This is a genomic window from Microbacterium sp. ZW T2_14, assembly GCF_044987405.1.
Taxonomy (GTDB): Bacteria; Actinomycetota; Actinomycetes; order Actinomycetales; family Microbacteriaceae; genus Microbacterium.
Genome location: NZ_JBJDRK010000021.1, coordinates 41,153 through 65,077 on the forward strand (window position 1 = coordinate 41,153; position 23,925 = coordinate 65,077).

Sequence of the window (23,925 nt, forward strand, 5' to 3'; positions counted from 1 at the left end):
CACCGGCCTTCCGGATCCGCAGGATCCGGGTGACATCGCAGAAAAAATCCGCTTCGCCTCGGCTCGAGGCATCCGTTCGCCCTTGCGCGATGGAAGCCGCTGAAAGCCGGAGCCCGACACCACCCCAACAAGGACAACCCACTACATGACTACCGCAACGACCGCCCCGGCCACCAAGCAGGTCGCGATCAACGACATCGGATCTGCCGAGGACTTCCTGGCCGCGGTCGAGAAGACCCTGAAGTTCTTCAACGACGGCGACCTCATCGAGGGCACCGTGGTCAAGATCGACCGCGACGAGGTGCTCCTCGACGTCGGTTACAAGACCGAGGGCGTCATCCCCTCGCGCGAGCTCTCCATCAAGCACGACGTCGACCCCAACGAGGTCGTCAAGGTCGGCGACGAGGTCGAAGCCCTCGTTCTCCAGAAGGAGGACAAGGAAGGCCGCCTCATCCTGTCCAAGAAGCGCGCGCAGTACGAGCGTGCCTGGGGCGACGTCGAGAAGATCAAGGAGAACGACGGTGTGGTCACCGGCTCCGTGATCGAGGTCGTCAAGGGTGGTCTGATCGTCGACATCGGCCTTCGCGGCTTCCTCCCGGCTTCGCTCATCGAGCTGCGCCGCGTCCGCGACCTGACGCCGTATCTCGGCCAGGAGATCGAGGCGAAGATCCTCGAGCTCGACAAGAACCGCAACAACGTCGTGCTGTCGCGCCGCGCCCTGCTCGAGCAGACGCAGTCCGAGTCGCGCACCACGTTCCTCAACAACCTGCACAAGGGCCAGGTCCGCAAGGGCACGGTCTCGTCGATCGTCAACTTCGGTGCGTTCGTCGACCTGGGCGGCGTGGACGGCCTCGTGCACGTCTCCGAGCTCTCGTGGAAGCACATCGAGCACGCGTCCGAGGTCGTCGAGGTCGGTCAGGAAGTCACCGTCGAGATCCTCGAGGTCGACCTGGACCGCGAGCGCGTCTCGCTGTCGCTCAAGGCGACGCAGGAGGACCCGTGGCAGGTCTTCGCCCGCACGCACGCGATCGGACAGGTCGCTCCGGGCAAGGTCACCAAGCTCGTCCCGTTCGGCGCGTTCGTGCGCGTCGCGGACGGCATCGAGGGCCTCGTGCACATCTCGGAGCTGTCGGGCAAGCACGTCGAGCTCGCTGAGCAGGTCGTGTCGGTCGGCGAAGAGGTCTTCGTCAAGATCATCGACATCGACCTCGAGCGTCGCCGCATCTCGCTCTCGCTGAAGCAGGCGAACGAGTCGGTCGACCCCAACGGCACCGAGTTCGACCCGGCGCTGTACGGCATGGTCACGGAGTACGACGAGAACGGGGAGTACAAGTACCCCGAGGGCTTCGACCCCGAGACCAACGCGTGGCTCGAAGGCTTCGACGAGCAGCGCGAGAAGTGGGAGCAGGAGTACGCCGCTGCCCACGCTCGCTGGGAGGCCCACAAGGCCGCCGTCACGAAGGCTCTCGAGGCCGAGGCAGCCGCCCCGGCCGACAGCGGCTCGTCCTCGTACTCGTCCGACAGCGGCTCCGGTGGCACGCTCGCGGACGACGAGGCCCTCGCCGCTCTGCGCGAGAAGCTCTCGGGTCGCTGATCTGAGCTGAGTCCGCCGGTTCTCTGAACCGCTGGTTCCGAACGGGCCGCCGCCCCCGACCGCAAGGTCGGCGGGCGGCGGCCCTTTCGCGTACCCCCGGCGTATCCGCGGCGTTCCCGCCGGCCGGCGCGTCGGTGGTGGCGGGTACTCTCGCGGTGTGCCTGCGAACCGACTCCCCGTGCACTGCGTGGTGGACGATGACGGATGCCGCGGCCCGGTGCCCGAAGACGCTCCGATCCCGCTCTGCGAAAGGCACCTGGCTGCGGCGGCGGACTGGGGCGCCGCGCACGACGGGCTCACCGACGTGCTGCCGTCGCCGTGCCGTCTCTGCGGATCCCGGCTCGGCGTGCACTACCCGTCGGGGTGGCTCTGTGCGGTGTGCGAGTGGCGGCACGGCGAGATCCCCGATGCCGAGATCGCGCCGCCGCGAGTGGACGTGGTCTACTACCTCGGGTACGCCGACCGGGTGAAGATCGGCACGAGCGCCAACCCGCGGCAGCGCCTGGGAGCGCTCTGGCACGACGAGCTGCTGGCGTTCGAGCGCGGCGGCCGCGGGCTCGAGCACCGACGACACGTGCAGTTCGCCGCCGACCGCTATCCGCGCACGGAGTGGTTCCGCCGTTCGGAAGCGCTCATGGCGCACATCGCGGTGCTCGCGGCGGGCGTCGACGATCCGTGGCAGCTCCACGCCCGGTGGCGGAGTGAGGCGCTCGCGGCACAGGGGTGATCGACGACGCCGAGCGCGCCCTGCCCACCCGGGGCCGTGGCATCCGTTACCGTCGCGGTATGACCGCCGCGATGCCGGGCGACTCGGGTGCGCCCGCGGCGCGCCCCCGCCACGGCGTGACCGCGCCCGAGGCCGCCGACCGCACCCGCGGGCGGACCGCGATGCTCAACCAGCTGCTGCTTGCGGCGGTGGTGTTCGTGCTGGGCGTGCTGGTGGCGGTCGGACCGTTCGGCGGCGAGCCGCTGCTGTTCTTCGGCGGCGTCGTCATCGTCGTCGTCGTCACCGCCGCGACGCTCGTCGTCCCCTGGAGCCGACTCCCGTACGGCTGGGTCGCGGTCGTGCCCGCGGTGGACATCCTCGCGATCACGCTCATGCAGATCGCGGCGCCCGACACGGTGCTGGGCCTCCTCTGGATCTTTCCCACGACCTGGCTCGCGGGCGGGTTCGGCCTCCTCGGTCTGTTCGGCGTGATCGTCGCGATCGCCGGGATCGTCAGCGTGCTGACCGCGCTCAGCGCCACCGAGGTGACCTACCGCACGTTGCTGCTGCCGCTCGTGCTGATCGCCGTCGCCGCCACGAGCCACCTCAATGCCCGCCGGTCGGATGCGCAGCGGATGCTGCTGGCCAAGCAGTCGCAGCTGCTGCAGAGCGTCCTGGCGCGCACGCGGCGGCAGGAGCAGGTGGTGACGGAGGTACTGGATGCCGTGGACTTCGGCGTCGTCCGCATCAGTCCGGCCGGGCGGGTGGCGGTCACGAATGGGGCGCACGGCCGGCTGCAGCTGGGCGCGGAGCCCGAGGACGACAGCGCCGAGGTTCCCGCCTTCCGCGACGACGGCAGTTCTCCGCTGCCGCCCGACGAACTCCCGCTCGAGCGGGCGCGCCGAGGCGAGTCGTTCGACGACCAGGTGGTCTGGTTCGGGGCCGAGCCGGGTCCGCGCCGCGCGCTCACCATCACCGCCCGCCGGCTCACCGATCCCGACGGCGCCGACGCGGGTGCGGTGGTCGTCTCACGCGATGTCACGGCGGAGCTGACGGCGCTGCGCGCGCGCGACGAGCTGGTGGCCTCTGTGTCGCACGAGCTGCGCACCCCGCTGACGGCGATCCTCGGCTACCTCGACCTCGCGATCGAAGATCCCGACACGCCCGATGCGGTGCGCGCCAGCCTCGATATCGCCGAGCGCAACGCCGAGCGGCTGCTGCGCATCGTCGCCGACATCCTCGCCGCGTCGAGCTCGTCGCCGTCGTCGGTCGAGGCATCCCTCGCCCCACAGCAGGTCGACGCGCGCGAAGTCGTGGCCGCCGCCGCGGCCGATGCGCTGCCGCGCGCCGCCGCGCGCGCGATCACCATCGACAAGACGGGCCTGGAGCCGGCGACTGCGTGGGCGGATCCGCTCCGGCTGCGGCAGGTGGTCGACAATCTGGTCTCGAACGCCATCGCCTACAACAAGGATGGCGGCACCGTCTTCGTCGGCACGACGACCGACGGCACGTCGAGCTGGATCCTGGTGCGCGACACCGGGGTGGGCATCTCGGACGCCGATCGCTCACGCCTCTTCCAGCGCTTCTACAAGGCGGGGACGGATCGGCGGGCGGGCACCGGTCTCGGGCTCTCGATCACCCGTGACATCGTGCGCGCCCACGGCGGCGAGCTCGCCCTGCACAGCGCCCCCGGGATCGGCTCGACCTTCATCGTGAAGCTGCCCGCGATCGCCCCGGAAGGAGACGCGCCATGACGCTGGATCTGGCGAGCGTGCTCATCATGACCGCACTGGTGGTCAACGTGAGCGGCGTCCTGTTCATCGTCGAGACGCTGCTGCGCCGTGACGAGGGGGCCGGACGAATCTGGTCGATCGCGTTCCTCTCGGCGATGCTGACGACCCTGGCGTACACCGTCTGGGTGCAGTCCGACGTCTGGTGGGCCATCGCCGTCGGCAACGCCGCCTTCGTCGCCGGTACCGGATGCATGTGGCTGGGATGCCGCCGCTTCAACCGGCGGCGCATGCGATGGTCGTCGATCGTGGTGGCGGTCGCCGTCGTGGGGGCGGCGGTCGGCGTGGCGGTCGAGGGCCCGGACGGCGGCGACTGGGCAGGGGCGCTGTGGATGTTCATCCCGCTGCTGGCCTTCGCCGCCGCCGGCTCGGTCGAGAGCCTGCGCGGCGACATGCGCGAATCCCGGACCGCCTGGGTGCTCGGCGCGGTGCTCGGGTTCCAGTCGCTGTTCTACGTGTCGCGCACGACCGCATTCGTGACGTCCGGCCCCGACAGCGCCCTGTTCCAGGCGGCCTTCGGCACCGTCAGCACGAGCTTCCTCACGGTGACGCTGACGATCGTGGCCGTGGTCGTCACCTCGGTGCTGCGGGCGAGCCGGGCGCCGATGCGCGGCTACCTGCGCGACGCGCAGCGGGTCGACGACGAGCAGGGCATCGTGAGCGCCGAAACGTTCGCGGTCGTCCTCGAGGGCACCTGTCGGCGCGCGGCGCGACGCAACGAAACGGTCGCGGTGACGGCGATCCGCCTGGACGACCTGGACCCCATCTCGACCGCCTTCGGGAGCGACGTGGCGGGATCCGTGTCGGCCACCTGGCGCACCGGCGTGCGCCAGCACGCGCCGACGAATGCCGTCGTGGGGCAGGACGGGCCCACCGGTCTGGTCGTCGGCGCCGCCGTCGCCTCCGCACAGGAGGCGCGACGTCAGGCCGGCGCCCTCTACCGCGGCCTCTTCGACGACCTCGGCAAGGTCGGCGGGGGAGTGATCCCGGTGGTCGGCGTCGGCGTCGCGCTCAGCGAGACCGCCGGCTACGACCCGGCGGCGCTCATCCGCGCGGCGCGGGAGGCGGCCAGCCGTGCGGCCGTCGACGTAGAGACGTCGGTGCTGCTCGACGACGGCGAGTAGCGCCGGGGCGCGGAGGGCCGGCTTCCCGCACCGCCGGCCGACGCGTCACGCGGTGAGTCGGTAGCCGACGCCGCGCACCGTCTCGATCCAGCGCGGCTGGGCAGGCGATTCGCCGAGCTTGCGGCGCAGATTCGCCATGTGCACCTCGATGGCGCGCGCATCGCTGTCGGAGACGAAGTCGCTGACGGCGTACTGGTCGCCACGCAGCATCAGCGCGAGATCCGATTTCGCGCGCACCCGACGGCCGGCGACGAGCAGATCGGCGAGGATGTCGAACTCGCTGCGCGTCAGCTCGACGTCGTTGCCGTCGACGGTGATCAGGTGGGCGGCGGCGTTCAGCCGCAGGCCGTGGTGCTCGAGCCACACCTCGTCGGCGGGGCCGGACGCCACCGGCGCCTCGCCATCGGGAACCGCGACATGGCGCGGTCGACGCAGCATGGCGTCGATCCGGGCACGGAGCTCGCGCGGGCGGAACGGCTTGGCGACGTAGTCGTCGGCGCCGGCCTCGAGTCCCTGCAGCGCGTCGATCTCCTCGCTGCGGGCGCTCAGCATCACGATGTAGGTCGAGCTGATCGCCCGGATGCGCTTGGCGGTCTCGAAACCGTCGATGCCGGGCATGTTGACGTCGAGCGTCGTCACGATGGGCCTGTGCGCACGCACCAGCTCCACGCCGTCGGCGCCGTTGGCCGCGCCGTGCACCTCGAACCCCGCCTGGGCGAGGACCGTCGACAGGAGCGAACGGATGTCCTCTTCGTCCTCGATCACGACGGCGACGCGCGCTTCTTCCACCGATGCACCCTCCGGACCCGGGGGTGTCGACGGGTCCTGGACGTCGGTCAGGATATCCCAGAACGCGCCGCGGAATGGGAAAGGCGGCGCGCCGCCGGTCACGCGAGGCGTCCGGACGGGCGTGGCGCCCGAGCGTCGAGGTCGCCCACGGGCGATGCCTCGGCGAACATGCGGGACGCGCGGAGGGCGGGAGATTTCCCCATATCCCGCCCTGCGCGCGTCCTCGGTGCACGGACAATGGCTGCCGTCGTCCCCACGCGGGCTGCCGGTCCGCACCTCTGGACGATCCGCCTGCTCCCGCCATCTCGAGGATGACGGGCGCGATGCGTGCAGCAGGACGCGGAGCGGTTGTACGCCGTGTCGCGTGTCGCGTTCACTTGCGCCCTTCCCCAGCTGCACGGGTGGACTGTCCTTCGGGTGACCCGAGGCTATCGCCGCGGCCTCAGCGCGGGCTCAGGCCCGCCTCAGGAAGCCGTCAAGGACTCTGCATGGCATGCTCGTTGCATGCCGCTCGTCGCCCTCACCGGAGGCATCGCCTCGGGAAAGTCCACGATCGCCCGCCGCCTGGCCGAGCGCGGGGCCGTCGTCGTCGACGCGGACCAGCTCGTGCGCGAGGTGCAGGCGCCCGGTGCACCGGTGCTGGCGGCGATCGTCGACGCGTTCGGCGAGCGGATGCTGCGCCCCGACGGGTCGCTGGATCGCGCCGCCCTCGGAACCCGGGTGTTCGGAGATCCTGCCGCGATCGCCCGGCTCAATGCGATCGTGCACCCCGCTGTGCGGGCCGAGTCCGCTCGCCGCTTCGCCGAGGCTTTCGCGGCCGACCCCGATGCGGTCGTCGTGTACGACGTGCCCCTGCTCGTCGAGGCGCGCGTGGACGACCCGTGGCACCTCATCGTCGTGGCGCACGCGCCCGCCGACGTGCGCGCCCAGCGCCTCGTCGAGCTGCGAGGGCTGAGTCCCGCCGATGCGGCGGCGCGCATCGCGTCTCAGGTGCCCGACGAGGCGCGGCTGCGGATCGCGGACGTGGTGATCGACACCTCGGGCAGCCTCGATCAGACGATCCGCCAGGTGGACGAGCTCTGGGACCGCCTCGACGAGCACGTGGCCGGGCGCGCGACGCGGCCCTGACCGGCGGGCCCGCCGTCGGCCCGCACACGGGCAGTGCGGGCTACCCTGGAGGCAGACCGATGGAGGTGTCGCGTGGGTGTGCTCTCGTGGTTCCGGCGCCGTCGCGCCGCCCCGTACCGTGCCGGCTCGGACGAAGAGCGCATCGCGCGCTACGTCTATCTCCTCAACACGCTTCCGGCATCGGTGATCGAGAGCGCGCACGCCTCGGCGTTCAAGGATCTGCCGCCGCAGCGTCGCCGCGAGCTGTTCGAGCAGCTGCGTCCGTTCCTGGCCGATTCCGAGCGCGACGCCGCGGCGGAGGACCCCACAGTGATCGCGCGTCTCGTCCGCCGAGCCGACGAGCATCGTGCGGCGCGTGCGGCGAGGGCGCAGACGGATGCCGCGGCCCGCGCCGCCGAGGATCCTGCACGTACGGCGGTCGCGGTCGCGGGCGACGACGGCGACCCGGGTGATCCCCGAGACCGCGTCGACGTGCAGGCGATGCTGCTGAACGCCGGCGTCATGACGATCGTCGCCAACCAGTTCCTGCTCTCGAGCTCCGTGGCGGCGTACTACACGGTCGGTGCCGGTTCGCTCGCCATCGGCTCGGAGCCCGCGTGGGTGGGCGACACCTACGATCCGGGTGCTTCGGGGTTCGACGGCGGTGCAGGCGGCGGCTACGACGCCGGCGGAGGCGGATTCGACGGCGGCTCCTTCGGAGGCATGGACGGCGGGGGCTTCGGCGGCGGAGGGTTCGACGGCGGAGGCGGGGGCTTCGGAGGCTGAACGCCGCGCGTTCGCGGGTCGCGGCATCCGCTCGTCGCGAACGCCGCCCCGATGTCGGAGGCGCCGCCTACGCTGGAACGGTGCAGACCACTCGATCCGTGCGGCCGTTCGAGGTCGTGAGCGAATTCGTCCCCTCGGGCGACCAGCCGCAGGCGATCGCCCAGCTGGCGGCGCGCATCAACGCGGGCGAGACCGACGTCGTATTGCTCGGCGCGACCGGAACGGGCAAGTCCGCGACCACGGCCTGGCTCGTCGAGGCCGTGCAGCGGCCGACCCTCGTGCTGGCGCACAACAAGACGCTCGCCGCTCAGCTGGCCAATGAGTTCCGCGAGCTCATGCCCCACAACGCGGTGGAGTACTTCGTCAGCTACTACGACTACTACCAGCCTGAGGCCTACGTCCCGCAGACCGATACGTTCATCGAGAAGGACTCCTCGGTCAACGCCGAGGTCGAGCGACTGCGGCACTCGACGACCAACTCGCTGCTCAGCCGCCGCGACGTCATCGTGGTGAGCACCGTCTCGTGCATCTACGGCCTGGGCGCCCCCGACGAGTATCTGCGCGCGATGGTCGCCCTGCAGGTGGGGGAGGTGTACGACCGCGACGCGCTGATCCGCAAGTTCATCGCGATGCAGTACAACCGCAACGATGTGGACTTCTCACGCGGCAATTTCCGCGTCCGCGGCGACACCATCGAGATCATCCCGGTGTACGAGGAGTACGCCATCCGCATCGAGATGTTCGGCGACGAGATCGAGGCGCTGTTCATGCTGCATCCGCTCACGGGCGATGTGGTGCAGCGGCTCGACAGCGTCCCGATCTTCCCGGCATCGCACTACGTCGCCGGCACCGAGACGGTGCAACGGGCGATCGGCACCATCGAGGACGAGCTCGCCGAGCGGCTGAAGGAGCTGGAGTCGCAGAACAAGCTGCTCGAGGCTCAGCGGCTGCGCATGCGCACCACGTTCGACCTCGAGATGCTGCAGCAGCTCGGCTTCTGCTCGGGCATCGAGAACTACTCCCGCCATATGGACGGCCGGGCTCCGGGCGAGCCGCCCCATACGCTGCTCGACTTCTTCCCCGACGACTTCCTCATGGTGATCGACGAGTCGCACGTCACGGTCCCGCAGATCGGCGCGATGTACGAGGGGGATGCCTCCCGCAAGCGGACGCTCGTCGAGCACGGCTTCCGCCTGCCGAGCGCGCTCGACAACCGGCCGCTGCGGTGGGACGAGTTCAAGAACCGCGTCGGCCAGACGGTCTACCTCTCCGCGACGCCGGGACGCTACGAGATGGGCATCGCCGACGGCGTCGTCGAGCAGATCATCCGTCCGACCGGCCTCATCGACCCCGAGATCGTGGTGAAGCCCTCGAAGGGTCAGATCGACGACCTGCTGGAAGAGATCCGCCTGCGCGCGTCCCGCGACGAGCGCGTGCTGGTCACGACGCTGACGAAGAAGATGGCCGAAGAGCTCACCGACTTCCTCGGCGAGCACGGCGTGCGCGTGCGCTACCTCCACTCCGACGTCGACACGCTGCGCCGCGTCGAACTGCTCAGCGAGCTGCGTGCCGGCGTGTACGACGTCCTCGTCGGCATCAACCTCCTCCGCGAGGGTCTGGACCTTCCCGAGGTGTCGCTGGTGTCGATCCTCGACGCCGACAAGGAGGGCTTCCTCCGCAGCGGCACCTCGCTGATCCAGACGATCGGCCGCGCGGCGCGCAACGTGTCGGGTCAGGTGCACATGTACGCCGACACGATCACCGACTCGATGGCTAAGGCGATCGAAGAGACCGACCGGCGCCGCGAGAAGCAGATCGCCTACAACACGGCCCACGGCATCGACCCGCAGCCGCTGCGCAAGCGCATCGCCGACATCACCGAGGTGCTCGCCCGCGAGGCCTCGGACACGGATCGGATGCTGCGTGGCAAGGCGGCGGCGAAGACGAAGTCCGGGATGGGCAAGAGCCCGACGCCGCAGCTGCGACGTGAGGGGATCGCGGCCGAGGGCGCCGAGCAGCTGGAGGCGACGATCGCCGATCTCAGCCAGCAGATGCTCGCGGCGGCCGGCGAACTGAAGTTCGAGCTCGCGGCGCGGCTGCGCGACGAGGTGCAGGACCTCAAGAAGGAGCTGCGCGCCATGGAGCGCGCCGGTCACGCCTGACCCGGCGCGCGCTCGGACTGCCGTGATCAGTGCTGATCAGGGGCAGTGCATGAGCGGCTTCGGGCCCGACCGATCGAACGTGTGCTGTGCGATCGGCGCGCCGCACAGCGGGCACGCCCGTTCGGCGCGTTCGGCAGCAGTGGGCGGCGGAGCCGTCTCGTAGGGTCCGACGGCGGCCGGCCCTGCGACCCGGATCAGGTTGGCGTTGAGATAGGCGTACCACCCACCGGCTTCGCGCACGCGTGCACGGAGCGGGCGGCGGGCGGCGGGTGCGGCATCCGATTCAGGCATGTTATTTAGTGTACTAACGATTCGTGCAGATAGGATGTCGGCGTGACGGATGCCGACTTCACCCGCGACGACCTGCTCGCACTCGACAACCAGGTGTGCTTCGCGCTGGTGACCGCTGCGCGCAACGTCGTGGGTCTGTACCGGCCGATCCTGGAGCCGCTCGGGCTCACGCACCCGCAGTATCTGGTGATGCTGGCGCTCTGGGAGCGATCGCCCCGGTCGCTGCGGGAGCTCGCCACCGAGCTGGCGCTCGAGCCGGCCACCCTCTCGCCCCTGGTCAAGCGGCTGGAGGCGCAGGATCTCGTCACCCGCTCGCGTCGCGAGCACGACGAGCGCGTGCTCGATGTCGGGCTCACCGACGCCGGCCGCAGGCTGCGTGAGCAGGCTCTCGAGGTGCCGGGCAAGGTGATGGCGAGTGTCGGGACTGATGCGCGCGCGCTCCTCGCCCTGCGCGACGCGCTGCGTCCGTTCGCCGGAGCGCGCTGACCTCGGCCGCCGCGCGAGAGGTCGTTTCCGAACCGTTGCAGGACCGTTCATCTTGGTGCTAGGCGAACGCCCAGGATTCTCTTAGTCTCGAACTCGGTGCGATGCGGTCCTCCCGAACCCGGCCCGACCCGGCGCACTGTCATGCATCGCATACGAGAAAGAAGCACGACCCATGCGCTCTGGTCCGCGTTCCGCACCCCCGTCTCTCCGCCGTCGCTTCGCGCTCGGTGCCTCGGCTCTCACGGTCGCCGCACTGACAACGGGCGGCCTCGCCGTCCCGGCGGCCTATGCCGCCACGACCGACGTCCAGATCCTCGCGACCAACGACTTCCACGGCCGCATCCTCGACAACACGAGCAACGGCGAGGCGGGCGCGGCGGTGCTGGCAGGCGCCGTCGAGCAGCTGCGCGCAGCAAACCCGAACACGGTGTTCGCCGCAGCGGGCGACCTCATCGGCGCATCGACGTTCGAATCCTTCATCCAGCATGACAAGCCCACGATCGACGCGTTGAACGCCGCGGGACTCGACGTCTCGGCGGTCGGCAACCACGAGCTCGACCAGGGCTACAACGACCTCGTGAACCGCGTGATGGCGCCGTACGACGCCACCACGAACCCGTTCGGCGGCGCGCAGTGGCAGTACATCGCCGCCAACCTCAAGATGAAGACGACGGGCGACCCGGCCGTTCCTGCGACGTGGGTCAAGGACGTCGGCGGGGTGCAGGTCGGATTCGTCGGCGCTGTCACCGAGGACCTGCCCACGCTCGTCAGCCCCGGCGGGATCGCCGACATCACGGTCGAAGACATCGTGACCTCGGTCAACACCGAGGCGGCCGACCTGGTCGCCGAGGGTGCGGACATCGTCGTGATGCTCGTCCACGAGGGCGCCACCTCGACCGACTGCGGGACGATGGACGACTCCGGTACGTGGGCCGACATCGTCAACAACGTCTCGCCCGATGTCGACGCGATCGTGTCGGGGCACACGCACCTGGCATACAACTGCTCGTTCCCCGTCGCTGCCTGGCAGTCGCAGGGTCGCGCGGTCACCGAGCGCCCCGTCGTGTCCGCCGGTCAGTACGGCACCAATCTCAACCAGCTGATCTTCTCGGTCGACGAGGCCGGCGACGTCACGGCGAAGACCCAGAAGATCCTCCCGCTGGAGGTCGGGGTGACCGTTCCTCCGGTGCCGCCGGCCACGACGCCGACGACGCGCTGGGACCCGCTCTACCCCGCCGACCCGACCGTCGCAGCGATCGCCAAGGCCGCGGCCGACCAGGCGAAGGTGCTCGGCGCCGTGCCGCTGGGCACGATCGCCGGCGCCTTCAACCGCGCGGTCGCCGTCGACTCGAAGGACCCTGCCAAGACGGTGGAGAACCGCGGCGGCGAGTCCACGCTCGGCAACCTGGTGGCCGAAGTCCAGCGCTGGGCGACGGAGGCGCCGGAGTCCGGCTCCGCGCAGATCGCGTTCATGAACCCCGGCGGTCTTCGTCAGGACATGGTCGGCAGCAACGCCGCGGGCTACCCGGCGACCCTGACCTACCAGCAGGCCGCGGTCGTCCAGCCGTTCGCGAACACACTGGTGAACATGCAGCTCACCGGCGCGCAGATCAAGACGGTGCTCGAGCAGCAGTGGCAGCGTGACAGCCTCAACAAGGTGGCCACGCGTCCGTTCCTGCGGCTGGGTGTCTCCGAGGGCTTCACGTACACGTACAGCCAGAAGGACGTCACCGAGTTCCAGAAGGACGACCCGAAGACCGCCGACGTCGACGAGTCGACCATCTCGTACACCGCACCGAAGGGCACGGTGACGGGCATGTGGCTGAACGGCGAGCCGATCGACACCGCGGCGACCTACTCGGTCACCGTGAACTCGTTCCTCTCGACGGGCGGCGACAACTTCTTCGAGCTGGCGAAAGGCACGAGCCAGCGGGACACCGGCAAGGTCGACCTCGCCGCGATGGTCGACTACATGGCGACCTTCGCCGCATCGACGCCGCTGCCGGTCGACTACGCCCAGCACGCGGTCGAGGTCGCGTTCCCGGCGGATGCACCCAGCGCGTACGACCCGGGCGCGACCGTCGCCTTCGGGGTGAAGTCGTGGGCGATGTCGACGGCCGCCGACGTCAAGGACAGCGAGATCGCGGTCTCGCTGGACGGAGTGGCCCTCGGCTCGTTCCCGGTCGACAACACGATCGGCACCGCCGTGTACGACAACTACGGCACGGCCGCCGTGTCGGTGACGCTTCCGACCACTGCCGTCCGTGGCACGACGGTGCAGCTGACGCTGACGGGTGCGCAGACGGGCACGTCGGTCGTCGTCCCGGTCGCGGTCGACAAAGCCGACAGCACGACCGTCGGTGTGCCGAACAAGACGTTCGCGAACTCGAAGGGCAACGGCGTCATCCAGTACACGACGACCGTGACCACCGAGGACGGCACACCCGCCCTCGGCGAGGCGACGATCTACGACGGCGACGATGCGATCGCCACGGTCACCTTGACCGCCGGCAACGGCGGCGTCGTCCAGGTGAAGCTGCCCAAGCTCGGCAAAGGCACCCACCCGCTGTACGTCGTGTACGGCGGCAGCGACACGGTCAAGCCGTCGACGAGCGAGACGGTGATCGTGACCGTGAAGTAGCCGGCCATCACGCGACGGGGCCCCCGACATCCACGGATGCGGGGGCCCCGTTCGCGTGCCGGGCGGCTCTAGGGTGGGGGAATGACACCCCCGCTCCGCTCCCGACCGGAGCGGACCGGCCTCGCGCGCGGGTTGGTCGTCGCGGCCGGGGTGGTCCTGGTGTCGACGCTGATCATGGTGCTCGCCGGCGTGCAAGGCGTCCCGCGGTTCCGGGCGGTCCCGCTGCCCCAGGCGACGCGCAGCACCGAACCCGTCCCGGAGCCGAGCGCGACCGGCGAACCGCTTCCGGAACCACCCGGCGACGCCGATCCCGCAGCCGCGGGCCAGCTAATCGTGCTCATCCTCTGGCTCGTCGCGGCCGCCCTGCTGGCGCTGCTCGTGGTCGCTGTGGTGCGGGCGCTCCGCCGTGCCTGGCAGAGCCGCGCTCTGCGTGAGCGAGAGGGAGCGGCGGTCACTCCGACGAACGCCACGGCAGCGACTGCCGAAGCACAGCCGGACGCGGCGGTGATCCAGCGGGGCATCGCAGCGGCGCTGCGGCGCATCCATGACCCCGCGGAGCCCGGCGACGCCATCGTCGCCGCCTGGTGGGGCGTCGAGGAGGCCGCCGCCGACTCGGGTGTCGTGCGCGGCGTCAGCGAGACGCCGGGGGAGTTCGCCGTGCGGATCATCGCCCGGCGGTCCGCCATCGCCGAGGACGCGCGGCGGCTGCTCGCGCTGTACGAACGCGTGCGCTTCGGCGGCTACAGCGCGACCGAGGCGGATCGAGCCGAGGCGCGGCGTCTGCTGGAGCGGATCGAACGGGAGTGGCGATGAGCGTGAAGCGGGTGCTGCTGCTCGTGCTGGGCGTCGTGGCCGGCGCGGGGATCGTGGCGGGTCTCGGCGCACTCGGGGTTCCGATCGCCTTCGCCGTGGCGTGGGTGCTGCTGATCGTCGCGGTCGGACTGCTCAGCCGCGCGGTGCACCTCGACGATCACGCCTGGCCGCCGCCGCGCCCCGAGCGACGGCCCCGCGGGTCGGAGGTCTCGCGGCTGAGTTGGAACATCAACGCCCGCACGGGTGAAGCCGGGCTGCTGATCGTGCGCCGCGTGCAGCGCGTCCTGCGCCACCGCCTCGCCCGCCTGGGAGTCGACCTCGACGATCCCGGGCAGAGCGACGCGGTGGACGCCCTGCTCGGCGCGGGCATCCGAGAGACCTTCGCCCGCCCCGAGGTCACACGTACCGACCTCGAACGCGTCATGAGCGCGATCGACCGCCTTCCTTCCCCACTGAACCAGGAGCGTTGATGCTTTCCGAGCCTGTCCGATCCACCCCGGCCGCCGAAGACATCGCCGATCTCGGGCGCCGCGTCCTCGACAGCGTGCGCTCCGCGATCGTCGGGATGGACGAGCCGCTCACGATCGCGCTGGCGGCCGTGCTGGCCGGTGGCCACGTGCTGTTCGAAGATGTCCCGGGGCTCGGCAAGACGCTCGCAGCGCGGAGCCTCGCGACGGCGCTGGGGCTCGACTTCCGGCGGCTGCAGTGCACGCCCGACATGCTTCCCGGCGACGTCACCGGTTCGTACGTCTACGCCCCCGACACGGGCGAGTTCCGCTTCCGGCCGGGGCCGATCTTCGCCGGGCTGCTGCTGGCGGACGAGATCAACCGCACGACCCCCAAGACCCAGTCGGCGATGCTGGAGGCGATGGCCGAGAGGCAGGTGACCGTCGAGGGCACGCGGTTCGCACTGCCCGTACCCTTCCACGTCATCGCCACCTCCAACCCGATCGAGTACGAGGGCACGTATGCGCTGCCCGAGGCGCAGCTCGACCGATTCATGGTCCGCCTCTCGGTCGGCTATCCGACCGCGGACGGCGAGACCCAGATCATCCTGGATCGCGTGCGCCGGCAGAGCCCCGATGCCGCCGTCGAGCAGGTGCTCGACGCCGACGGCCTGCGCCGGCTGCAGCAGGTGGTCGAGACCATCCACGTCGACCCCGACATCGCGCGCTACTGCACGGATCTGGCCCGCGCCACCCGGACGGCGCAGCATGTGGCGGTCGGCGCGTCGCCGCGCGGTTCGCAGTCGCTCGTCCTGCTGGGCCGGGCGTTCGCCGCGCTCGACGGCCGCGCCTACGTCCGCCCCGACGATATCAAGCACCTCGCGGTGCCGGTTCTCGCGCACCGGCTCACGCTGACCCCGCAGGCCTGGGCGCAGGGCGTCGACCCGGCGTCGGTGGTGTCGGCGGCGGTCTCGCAGGTACCCGTTCCACCGACCGTCGCGCAGCATCGATGAGCGACGCCGTCCGCACGAGCACCGAGACGCCGCTGCGCTGGCGGCGGACGCCCGTCACCGCCGTCGGGCTGATCGGTGCCGTGCTGCTCGGCGCGGCGGGTGTGGCGTTCTCGCGCCCCGACCTGGTGGCGGTCGGCATCCCCCTGGCGCTCACGACGGCCTGGGCGCTCGCACGCCGGCCGGCCGCCGGCCTCCTTCACCTCACGGTGTCGGCGCACCGCGACGTCGACGCCACGCAGAGCGGCGTCGTGGTCGGAGAACTGGATGCCGCCGTGCCGGCGGACTGGGTGCAGCTCGCGATCGACCAGGGCGGTCTTCGGACCGGCCTCGCCGACACCGCGCCGGGCGGAGCCGTGCTGCGCACGCGGAGCCGGCTGCGGCACAGCGGTCCGTCCGAGATCGTCGGGGTGACCGCGCGCGGCGTCGATCAGGACGGCGCGTGGGTCACCGATCCCGGACCCCGCGCCGCGATCACGTGGAACGGCGTGCCCGACACGGTGCCGCTGCAGCAGCTGCCTGTGGCGCTGCGGCTCACCGGCCTCCACGGCGGGCACGAGGGAGCGCGGCCGGGGCAGGGCGGCGACTTCCGCGACATCCATCCGTTCGCCCCCGGCGACGAGCTGCGACGCGTCGACTGGCGTGCCACCGCCCGCCTGGCCCGTCGCCCCGGAGATCTGCTGGTGCGGCGCACCCACGCGCTGAGCGACAGCACGGTCGTCATCGCGATCGACACCGCCGAGGACCTGGGCGAGGCGGTCGTCACGTGGGGCACGGACGATCCGGAGCACAGCGGCGTGACCTCCCTCGACCTCGCCCGCCAGGCCGCGCTGTCCATCGCGACCTCGGCGGTGCAGGCCGGGGACCGCATCGCGTACCACGTCCTCGCCCCCGGCGGCCGCACGGTGCGCGCCGGCGCCGGGGCGCGGCAGCTGGCGCGCGTGCGCGACGTGATCGCGGCCACCGGAGTGCACGGCGCCGAGGTGCGCTACCGGCGGGCCCCCGTGATCGCCCACGGGTCGATCGTCTTCGTGCTGTCGACGTTCTTCGACGGCGCGGCGGCCGAGCTCGCGACGCACTGGCGCGCATCGGGGCACGCGGTGGTCGCCGTGGACGTGCTGCCGACGCCGCACGCCGAGCGCCTCGCGCGCGAGCAGCTGCTCGCGATGCGCACGCTGCTCGCCGAGCGAGACGACGTGTTCGCGGAACTCCGCGCCGCCGGCGTCGACGTGGTGCCCTGGGGGATCGGCTCGCCCGACACGGCGCTGCGCATCGCGGCTCGCGGGCAGCGACGTCTCAGGGCGGTGCGGCCATGAGGCGGCGGCCGCACACCTTCCGGGTGCGGTGGGGCGTGCCCGCGGTGCTGTTGCGGATGCTCCTGGTCGCGGTGACCGCGGCGGGTGCCTTGGTCCTCGTGCCGGTTCCGCTGTGGCGCGGCGTCGCGATCACCGCGGCGGTCGTCGGGGCGATCGTGCCGCGCTCGCTGGCGGCGTGGATCGGGGGAGCCTGCGTGGGGCTCGGGATGCTGTTCGCCGATCCGCAGCCGGCGCAGACGGCGATCGCGGTGCTGGTGGTCCATGCGATCCACGTGCTCGCCTCACTGACGTGGACCGTTCCCGCCGGGAGCTGGATCTCGCTGCGCGCGCTGGTGCCGACACTCCGCCGGTTCGTGGTGATCCAGCTGGTCGCGCAGTCGCTCGCGTTCGGGATCGCGATGCTGATCTCGCCGGTGCAGGGGAGAGGGGTGGCCTGGGCGGCCGTCGCGGCTGCGACGGTGCTGGTCGTGGCCGCGGGGGTCGGGTTGCGCGCACTCCGCCGGGCCGATGTCGACGTCCCGGCGGTTCACAGCGCACCCGGAGGACGATCCGGAGCCGATGTCGGAGGCCCCGCCTAGACTTGAGCGGTGCCCATCGTCCCTGTCGCCCTGCCCGCGAACCTGCCCGAAAAGACCGTCGGTGGCACCAGCGGAAAGCTGAGCGTCCGCGGTGCCCGCGTGCACAATCTGAAGGACGTCGACCTCGACATCCCGCGCGACTCGCTCGTCGTCTTCACGGGGCTGTCGGGCTCCGGCAAGTCCAGCCTCGCCTTCGACACGATCTTCGCCGAGGGACAGCGCCGGTACGTCGAGTCGCTGAGTGCGTACGCGCGCCAGTTCCTGGGACAGGTCGACCGGCCCGACGTCGACTTCATCGAAGGCCTGAGTCCCGCCGTCTCGATCGACCAGAAGTCGACCAACCGCAACCCGCGTTCGACGGTCGGCACCATCACCGAGATCCACGACTACATGCGCCTGCTGTGGGCGCGCATCGGCGTGCCGCACTGCCCGGAGTGCGGCGAGGTCATCCAGCGCCAGACGGTGCAGCAGATCGCCGACCAGCTCATGGAGCTTCCCGAGCGCACGCGCTATCAGATCGTCGCGCCCGTGGTCACGCAGAAGAAGGGCGAGTTCGTCGACCTCTTCAAAGAGCTCGGCGCGAAGGGGTACGCGCGTGCCATCGTCGACGGCGAGCTGATCCAGCTGGCAGAGCCGCCGGTGCTCAAGAAGAGCTACAAGCACGACATCGCGGTCGTCGTCGACCGCCTCGTCGCCGCTCCCGCCATCCTCGATCGTGTGACCGACTCGGTCGAGACCGCGCTCTCGCTGGCCGGCGGCGTGATGCAGGTCAACTTCGTCGATGAGGAGGGGGATGCCGCGTGGCAGTCCTTCTCCGAGAAGCTCGCCTGCCCCAACGGCCACCCGCTGCAGCTCACCGAGATCGAGCCGCGCACGTTCTCGTTCAACGCCCCCTTCGGCGCCTGTCCCGCCTGTTCCGGTCTCGGCACGCGCATGTCGGTCGACGTCGAGCTCATGCTCGCCGATGAGGACCTGTCGATCCGCGAGGGCGTCCTCATCCCGTGGACGACACAGGGCAAGGGACTCTTCCAGTACTACGAGCGCCTGCTCGAGGGGCTGGCCAACGACCTCGGCTTCTCCCTCGACACTCCGTGGAAGAAGCTGCCGTCGGACGTCCGCGAAGCAGTGCTCCGCGGTGAGAACTACAAGGTCACCGTCAAGTGGAAGAACCGCTACGGCCGTGAGATGCGCTACTCGTCGGGATTCGAGGGCGTCGTGCCGTACATCGAGCGGCAGTACACCCAGGCCGAGTCCGACACGCAGCGCCAGCGCTGGTCGGAGTACCTGCGCGAGGTCCCGTGCCCGGTGTGCGACGGCGCACGGCTCAAGCCCGAGGTGCTGGCCGTGCAGGTGCACGGGCATTCCATCGCCGATGCCTCGCGGCTGAGCCTGGGGGAGGCCCGCGCGTACTTCGCGCACCTGACGCTCACCGACCGCGAGGCCACGATCGCCGCGCAGGTCCTCCGCGAGATCCGGCTGCGACTGGACTTCCTCATCCGCGTGGGGCTGGACTACCTCAGCCTGAGCCGTGCCGCCGCGACCCTCTCCGGCGGGGAGGCGCAGCGCATCCGCCTGGCGACCCAGATCGGCTCCGGACTGACGGGGGTGCTCTACGTGCTCGACGAGCCCTCGATCGGGCTGCACCAGCGCGACAACCGCCGCCTCATCGAGACGCTCGTGGCCCTCCGTGACCTCGGCAACACGCTCATCGTCGTCGAGCACGACGAGGAGACGATCCACGCCGCCGACTGGGTCGTCGACATCGGCCCCGGCGCGGGCGTCAACGGGGGAGAGGTCGTCCACTCGGGTCCCATCGAGGAGCTTCTCGCGGACCGCGACTCGATCACGGGCGACTACCTGTCGGGCCGTCGCGCGATCCCGACGCCGAAGAAGCGTCGCAAGATCGACAAGAAGCGCCAGGTCAGTGTCGTGGGCGCCCGCGAGAACAACCTCAAGAACGTCACGGTGGACTTCCCGCTCGGGGTGCTCACCGCGGTCACGGGCGTCAGCGGGTCCGGCAAGTCGTCGCTGGTCAACGGCATCCTGTACCAGGTGCTCGCGACGCGTCTCAACGGCGCGCGCCGTGTCGCCGGCAAGCACACGCGGGTGACCGGTCTCGAGAACCTCGACAAGGTCGTTCACGTCGACCAGGCGCCGATCGGCCGCACGCCGCGGTCGAACCCGGCGACGTACACGGGCGTGTTCGATCGCATCCGGACGCTCTTCAGCGAGACCCCCGAGGCGAAGGTTCGGGGCTACCAGCCCGGTCGCTTCAGCTTCAACGTCAAGGGCGGCCGGTGCGAGGCCTGCTCGGGCGACGGCACGATCAAGATCGAGATGAACTTCCTCCCCGACGTCTACGTCGACTGCGAGGTGTGTCACGGCAAGCGGTACAACCGCGACACGCTCGCCGTGCACTACAAGGGCAAGAACATCGCCGAAGTGCTGGAGATGCCGATCGCCGAGGCGGCGGAGTTCTTCGAGCCCATCCAGGCGATCCACCGCTACCTCAAGACGCTCGTCGACGTCGGACTCGGCTATGTGCGGCTCGGCCAGTCCGCCACGACCCTGTCGGGCGGTGAGGCGCAGCGGGTGAAGCTGGCGACCGAGCTGCAGCGACGCACGAACGGCCGGTCCATCTACGTGCTCGACGAGCCGACGACGGGGCTGCACTTCGAAGACGTGCGCAAGCTCCTCGAGGTGCTGAACGGCCTCGTCGACAAGGGCAACACCGTCATCGTGATCGAGCACAACCTCGACGTCATCAAGTCGTCCGACTGGGTGATCGACCTCGGCCCGGAGGGCGGCGCCGGCGGCGGCGAGGTCATCGCGACGGGCACGCCCGAGCAGGTGGCGCGGGTCGAAGCCAGCCACACCGGCGCCTTCCTCGCCGAGGTGCTGGGAGTGCGCGCGCCCGCAGAGCTCGTCGAGGCCCGCAAGGCCGGCTGAGCGGCATGGCGCGTTCCACCCCCACCGTCCCGTACAAGCCGAACCCGGGAGAGATCCCGACCAATCCGGGCGTCTACCGGTTCCGCGATCGCGACGGGCGCGTGCTCTACGTCGGCAAGGCGAAGAACCTCCGCGCGCGCCTCTCCAACTACTTCGCCCCGCTGCACACGCTGCACGAGCGCACGCGGCGCATGGTGACGACGGCGGCATCGGTGGAGTGGACTGTCGTCGCGACCGACGTCGACTCGCTGCAGCTCGAGTACCAGTGGATCAAGGAGTTCGATCCGCCCTTCAACGTCCGGTACAAGGACGACAAGTCCTACCCCTTCATGGCGATCACACTCGCCGACGAGGCGCCGCGTGTGATCGTGACGCGCAACCGGCGCATTCCGGGCGCGAAGTACTTCGGTCCGTATCCGAAGGTGTGGGCGGTGCACGACACGATCGACCTGATGATCAAGGTCTTCCCGATCCGCACGTGCAGCGATGCGTCGTACAAGAAGGCGATGGCGACGGGCCGCCCGTGCTTCCCCGGGCAGATCGGGCGCTGCGGCGGCCCGTGCTCGATGAAGGTGACGATCGAGGAGCACCGCGCGATCGTCGACGACTTCATCGCCTTCATGTCGGGCGGCGACCAGCGCTTCACCAAAGAGCTGACGGCGCGGATGCGCGAGGCCTCCGCCGCCATGGACTACGAGGCCGCGGCGCTCTACCGCGACCGCCTCCACTCGATCGACGCGGTGCTGAACAAGAGCGCGCTGGTGCTGGCGCCCGACACCGACGCCGACCTGTTCGGCATCGCGGAGGACGAGCTGGCCGCCACGGTCCAGCACTTCGTGATCCGCGGCGGTCGCGTACGCGGTGTGCGCGCCACGACGATCGAGAAGGAGATCGACATCTCCGACGGGGATCTCGTCGACCAGGTGATCCAGCGCACGTACGGCAACGCCGCGGGCGCCGACATCCCGAAGCAGGTGCTGGTGCCCTCGATGCCGGACGACGCGGCCGATCTCGAGGAGTGGCTGCGCACCCGGCGGGGCAGGAACGTGACGATCCAGGTGGCCCAGCGGGGCCGCAAGGCCGACCTCATGCGCACGGCCACGCTCAACGCCCAGCAGGCGCTGATGCTGCACAAGACCCGTCGCACCAGCGACTACGTCGCCCGCAGCCAGGCGCTCACCGACCTGCAGGAGGCGCTCGACCTCGCCGAGGCGCCGCTGCGTATCGAGTGCTTCGATGTGTCGCACCTCAGCGGCACCAACGTCGTGGCGTCGATGGTGGTCTTCGAGGACGGCCTGCCGCGCAAGGACCAGTACCGCTCGTTCGGCGTCGCCGAGACGACGGACGACACCGATTCGCTGTACCAGGTGCTCACCCGCCGGCTGGCGTACGTCGACCGTCCCGACGAGAACGAGACGGCGCCGGTGCCCGACGTCACCTCCGACGAGACCGTGGTGACCGAGCGGCGGCGCCCGCGCTTCGCCTATCGGCCGCAGCTGCTGGTGGTCGACGGCGGCAAGCCGCAGGTCGAGGCGGCCGCGCGCGCACTCCGCGACGCGGGTCACGAGGAGATCGCGCTGTGCGGCATCGCCAAGCGACTGGAGGAGGTGTGGCTGCCGGGGGAGGAGTACCCGGTCATCCTGCCGCGCACGTCCGAGGCGCTCTATCTGCTGCAGCGGCTCCGCGACGAGGCGCATCGCTTCGCCATCACCCACCAGCGCCGACGACGGCGGCGCGACATCCAGAGCGTGCTCGCCGAGGTCCCGGGCCTCGGGGACACCCGCATCAAGGCGCTGCTGCGGCATTTCGGATCCGTGACGGCGCTGCGCAAGGCCACTCCGGATGAGATCTCGGAGCTGCCGGGCATCGGGCCGAAGCTCGCCGCGTCCATACACGCCCACCTGACGGAGCCCGCCCCCGCGGCCAGTGGGTAGGCTGGGCTCGACGGGGGTGGTCATGGGCGAGGCGACGCATCAGGACATCGGAGAAGTGCTGATCGTCACGGGGATGTCGGGTGCCGGGCGTTCCACGGCGGCGAACGCCCTCGAAGACCTCGACTGGTACGTGGTCGACAATCTGCCGCCCCAGATGCTCAAGCCCCTGCTCGACCTCACGGAGCTCGCCGGGGGCGTGCTGCCCCGGGTCGCCGTCGTCGTCGACGTGCGCGGCCGGGACCTCTTCTCCAACCTCCCCGATGCGATGCGCGCGCTCCGCGAGCGCCGGCAGATCCGGGTGATGTTCCTGGATGCCTCGGACGAGGTGCTCGTCCGCCGGTTCGAGGCGGTGCGCCGCCCCCACCCGCTGCAGGGCGGGGGGACCATCCTCGACGGCATCCGCCGGGAGCGCGCGCGCCTGGCCGCCGTCCGCGAGGGCGCCGACATCATCGTCGACACGTCGTCGTACAACATCCACCAGCTGGCGACGAAGGTCGCCGACCTCTTCACCGAGGAAGGAGCGGCGCGCCACACCCTCACGCTCCAGAGCTTCGGCTTCAAGTACGGCCTGCCACCCGATGCCGACCTCGTGGCCGATATGCGCTTCCTCCCGAACCCGTTCTGGGACGAGCGGCTGCGGCCGTTCACCGGCGAGGACGCCGAGGTGCGCGACTACGTGCTGTCCCAGACGGGGGCGGCCGAGTTCCTCGACGCGTACAGCGCCGCCCTGCGGCCGGTGCTCGAGGGGTACCAGCGGGAGAACAAGAGCCACTCTGTCGTCGCCGTCGGATGCACCGGTGGAAAGCATCGCTCGGTGGTGATGGTCCGCGAGCTCGCAGAGCGTCTCGCGGAGGTCCCGGGCGTGGCAGTCCGCGTGACGCATCGCGACCTCGGACGGGAGTGATGAGGTCCCCGGCCGAACCGGCCGGTAGGGTGGAGGGTCGTTCCGAAAAGACCCGCGAAGGAGACCCGTGTCGCTGACCGCTGACGTGAAGGCCGAGCTGATCACCGTGCGAGACCCGCGCCCTACCGCACGGGTCGCCGAGCTCACGTCGCTGTTGCGATTCTCGGGCGGACTGCACTCGATTGCGAACCGCGTCGCGGTCGAGGCCGAGCTCGACTCCGACATCCTGGCCCGGCGCACCGCGCGCGACCTCGTCGAGCTGTACGGCGTGCGGCCGGAGCTCGTCCACGTGCAGGGCTCGGGCGCACGCACCGGAAGTCACTACGCCGTCCGCGTCATCGAAGGCGGCGAGACGCTCGCCCGTCAGACCGGTCTGCTGGACCAGCGCCGCCGACCCGTCCGCGGGCTTCCGAACAAGCTCACGACGGGTTCGCGCGGAGATCTCGCCGCCATCTGGCGTGGCGCGTTCCTGGCAGCCGGCACGCTCACCGACCCCGGC

General features: G+C 70.6%; 20 protein-coding genes. 18 read left to right on the forward strand and 2 right to left on the reverse strand.

Going from position 1 to position 23,925, the window contains the following annotated elements:
- Window positions 1-145 precede the first annotated feature (145 nt).
- From rpsA to ACI3KY_RS09200, 4 genes are all read left to right on the forward strand, one after another.
- Window positions 146-1,594 carry a 30S ribosomal protein S1 gene (rpsA, locus tag ACI3KY_RS09185; RefSeq protein WP_404929868.1) on the forward strand — a complete coding sequence of 483 codons (1,449 nt, stop codon included), beginning with the start codon at window positions 146-148 and terminating at the stop codon, window positions 1,592-1,594.
- A 157-nt stretch (window positions 1,595-1,751) separates the two neighbouring features.
- Window positions 1,752-2,321, forward strand: coding sequence for a GIY-YIG nuclease family protein (locus tag ACI3KY_RS09190; RefSeq protein WP_404929869.1), 570 nt, complete (start codon window positions 1,752-1,754; stop codon window positions 2,319-2,321).
- 59 nt (window positions 2,322-2,380) lie between these two features.
- Window positions 2,381-4,054, forward strand: coding sequence for a sensor histidine kinase (locus tag ACI3KY_RS09195; RefSeq protein ID WP_404929870.1), 1,674 nt, complete (start codon window positions 2,381-2,383; stop codon window positions 4,052-4,054).
- On the forward strand, window positions 4,051-5,214 hold the full coding sequence (locus ACI3KY_RS09200; protein WP_404929871.1) for a hypothetical protein: 1,164 nt from the start codon (window positions 4,051-4,053) through the stop codon (window positions 5,212-5,214). The genes ACI3KY_RS09195 and ACI3KY_RS09200 overlap by 4 nt, the downstream gene beginning before the upstream one ends.
- A 45-nt stretch (window positions 5,215-5,259) precedes the next feature.
- Here the strand turns inward: ACI3KY_RS09200 and ACI3KY_RS09205 are convergent, their stop codons facing one another.
- Entirely contained in the window at window positions 5,260-6,003 is a 744-nt protein-coding gene (locus ACI3KY_RS09205; RefSeq protein ID WP_404929872.1) for a response regulator transcription factor, read from the reverse strand.
- Between the two features lie 504 nt (window positions 6,004-6,507).
- Between ACI3KY_RS09205 and coaE the strand changes: the two genes are divergently transcribed.
- From coaE to uvrB, 3 genes are all read left to right on the forward strand, one after another.
- Window positions 6,508-7,131, forward strand: a complete 624-nt coding sequence (gene coaE / locus ACI3KY_RS09210; RefSeq protein ID WP_404929873.1) for a dephospho-CoA kinase — start codon at window positions 6,508-6,510, stop codon at window positions 7,129-7,131.
- A gap of 72 nt (window positions 7,132-7,203) precedes the next feature.
- Window positions 7,204-7,896: a hypothetical protein gene (locus tag ACI3KY_RS09215; RefSeq protein WP_404929874.1), complete on the forward strand. Its 693-nt coding sequence runs from the start codon at window positions 7,204-7,206 to the stop codon at window positions 7,894-7,896.
- Between the two features lie 80 nt (window positions 7,897-7,976).
- Window positions 7,977-10,058, forward strand: a complete 2,082-nt coding sequence (gene uvrB, locus ACI3KY_RS09220) for an excinuclease ABC subunit UvrB (RefSeq protein ID WP_404929875.1) — start codon at window positions 7,977-7,979, stop codon at window positions 10,056-10,058.
- A 36-nt stretch (window positions 10,059-10,094) separates the two neighbouring features.
- Here uvrB and ACI3KY_RS09225 read toward each other — a convergent pair whose 3' ends face one another.
- Entirely contained in the window at window positions 10,095-10,349 is a 255-nt protein-coding gene (locus ACI3KY_RS09225; RefSeq protein WP_404929876.1) for a hypothetical protein, read from the reverse strand.
- A gap of 42 nt (window positions 10,350-10,391) precedes the next feature.
- Here ACI3KY_RS09225 and ACI3KY_RS09230 point away from each other — a divergent pair, with 42 nt between their 5' ends.
- From ACI3KY_RS09230 to whiA, 11 genes are all read left to right on the forward strand, one after another.
- Window positions 10,392-10,835, forward strand: coding sequence for a MarR family winged helix-turn-helix transcriptional regulator (locus ACI3KY_RS09230; RefSeq protein ID WP_404929877.1), 444 nt, complete (start codon window positions 10,392-10,394; stop codon window positions 10,833-10,835).
- Between the two features lie 172 nt (window positions 10,836-11,007).
- Window positions 11,008-13,476, forward strand: coding sequence for a 5'-nucleotidase C-terminal domain-containing protein (locus ACI3KY_RS09235; protein WP_404929878.1), 2,469 nt, complete (start codon window positions 11,008-11,010; stop codon window positions 13,474-13,476).
- Window positions 13,477-13,557: 81 nt separating this feature from the next.
- Window positions 13,558-14,289: a DUF4129 domain-containing protein gene (locus ACI3KY_RS09240; protein ID WP_404929879.1), complete on the forward strand. Its 732-nt coding sequence runs from the start codon at window positions 13,558-13,560 to the stop codon at window positions 14,287-14,289.
- The gene (locus tag ACI3KY_RS09245; RefSeq protein WP_404929880.1) at window positions 14,286-14,759 is read left to right on the forward strand and encodes a hypothetical protein; all 474 of its coding nucleotides are present in this window, start codon (window positions 14,286-14,288) and stop codon (window positions 14,757-14,759) included. The genes ACI3KY_RS09240 and ACI3KY_RS09245 overlap by 4 nt, the downstream gene beginning before the upstream one ends.
- Window positions 14,759-15,748 carry an AAA family ATPase gene (locus tag ACI3KY_RS09250; protein WP_404929881.1) on the forward strand — a complete coding sequence of 330 codons (990 nt, stop codon included), beginning with the start codon at window positions 14,759-14,761 and terminating at the stop codon, window positions 15,746-15,748. Before ACI3KY_RS09245 ends, ACI3KY_RS09250 begins: the two co-directional genes overlap by 1 nt.
- Window positions 15,745-17,061, forward strand: a complete 1,317-nt coding sequence (locus ACI3KY_RS09255; protein ID WP_404929882.1) for a DUF58 domain-containing protein — start codon at window positions 15,745-15,747, stop codon at window positions 17,059-17,061. Before ACI3KY_RS09250 ends, ACI3KY_RS09255 begins: the two co-directional genes overlap by 4 nt.
- The gene (locus ACI3KY_RS09260; protein WP_404929883.1) at window positions 17,058-17,639 is read left to right on the forward strand and encodes a hypothetical protein; all 582 of its coding nucleotides are present in this window, start codon (window positions 17,058-17,060) and stop codon (window positions 17,637-17,639) included. Before ACI3KY_RS09255 ends, ACI3KY_RS09260 begins: the two co-directional genes overlap by 4 nt.
- A 9-nt stretch (window positions 17,640-17,648) precedes the next feature.
- The gene (uvrA, locus tag ACI3KY_RS09265; RefSeq protein WP_404929884.1) at window positions 17,649-20,588 is read left to right on the forward strand and encodes an excinuclease ABC subunit UvrA; all 2,940 of its coding nucleotides are present in this window, start codon (window positions 17,649-17,651) and stop codon (window positions 20,586-20,588) included.
- Window positions 20,589-20,593: 5 nt separating this feature from the next.
- Entirely contained in the window at window positions 20,594-22,522 is a 1,929-nt protein-coding gene (gene uvrC / locus ACI3KY_RS09270; protein WP_404929885.1) for an excinuclease ABC subunit UvrC, read from the forward strand.
- Between the two features lie 22 nt (window positions 22,523-22,544).
- Entirely contained in the window at window positions 22,545-23,426 is an 882-nt protein-coding gene (rapZ, locus tag ACI3KY_RS09275; protein ID WP_194415688.1) for an RNase adapter RapZ, read from the forward strand.
- Window positions 23,427-23,493: 67 nt separating this feature from the next.
- The coding region (whiA, locus tag ACI3KY_RS09280) for a DNA-binding protein WhiA (protein WP_404929886.1) at window positions 23,494-23,925 on the forward strand (432 nt) is incomplete at its 3' end.

Excerpts from the sequence above, each read along its gene's own strand:
- ACI3KY_RS09255 (WP_404929882.1), top strand. The coding sequence starts at position 15,745 with ATGAGCGACGCCGTCCGCACGAGCACCGAGACGCCGCTGCGCTGGCGG.
- ACI3KY_RS09195 (WP_404929870.1), top strand. The coding sequence starts at position 2,381 with ATGACCGCCGCGATGCCGGGCGACTCGGGTGCGCCCGCGGCGCGCCCC.
- rpsA (WP_404929868.1), top strand. The coding sequence starts at position 146 with ATGACTACCGCAACGACCGCCCCGGCCACCAAGCAGGTCGCGATCAAC.
- ACI3KY_RS09200 (WP_404929871.1), top strand. The coding sequence starts at position 4,051 with ATGACGCTGGATCTGGCGAGCGTGCTCATCATGACCGCACTGGTGGTC.
- ACI3KY_RS09250 (WP_404929881.1), top strand. The coding sequence starts at position 14,759 with ATGCTTTCCGAGCCTGTCCGATCCACCCCGGCCGCCGAAGACATCGCC.
- coaE (WP_404929873.1), top strand. The coding sequence starts at position 6,508 with ATGCCGCTCGTCGCCCTCACCGGAGGCATCGCCTCGGGAAAGTCCACG.
- ACI3KY_RS09240 (WP_404929879.1), top strand. The coding sequence starts at position 13,558 with ATGACACCCCCGCTCCGCTCCCGACCGGAGCGGACCGGCCTCGCGCGC.
- ACI3KY_RS09245 (WP_404929880.1), top strand. The coding sequence starts at position 14,286 with ATGAGCGTGAAGCGGGTGCTGCTGCTCGTGCTGGGCGTCGTGGCCGGC.
- ACI3KY_RS09235 (WP_404929878.1), top strand. The coding sequence starts at position 11,008 with ATGCGCTCTGGTCCGCGTTCCGCACCCCCGTCTCTCCGCCGTCGCTTC.
- ACI3KY_RS09260 (WP_404929883.1), top strand. The coding sequence starts at position 17,058 with ATGAGGCGGCGGCCGCACACCTTCCGGGTGCGGTGGGGCGTGCCCGCG.
- uvrC (WP_404929885.1), top strand. The coding sequence starts at position 20,594 with ATGGCGCGTTCCACCCCCACCGTCCCGTACAAGCCGAACCCGGGAGAG.
- rapZ (WP_194415688.1), top strand. The coding sequence starts at position 22,545 with ATGGGCGAGGCGACGCATCAGGACATCGGAGAAGTGCTGATCGTCACG.
- ACI3KY_RS09225 (WP_404929876.1), bottom strand. The coding sequence starts at position 10,349 with ATGCCTGAATCGGATGCCGCACCCGCCGCCCGCCGCCCGCTCCGTGCA.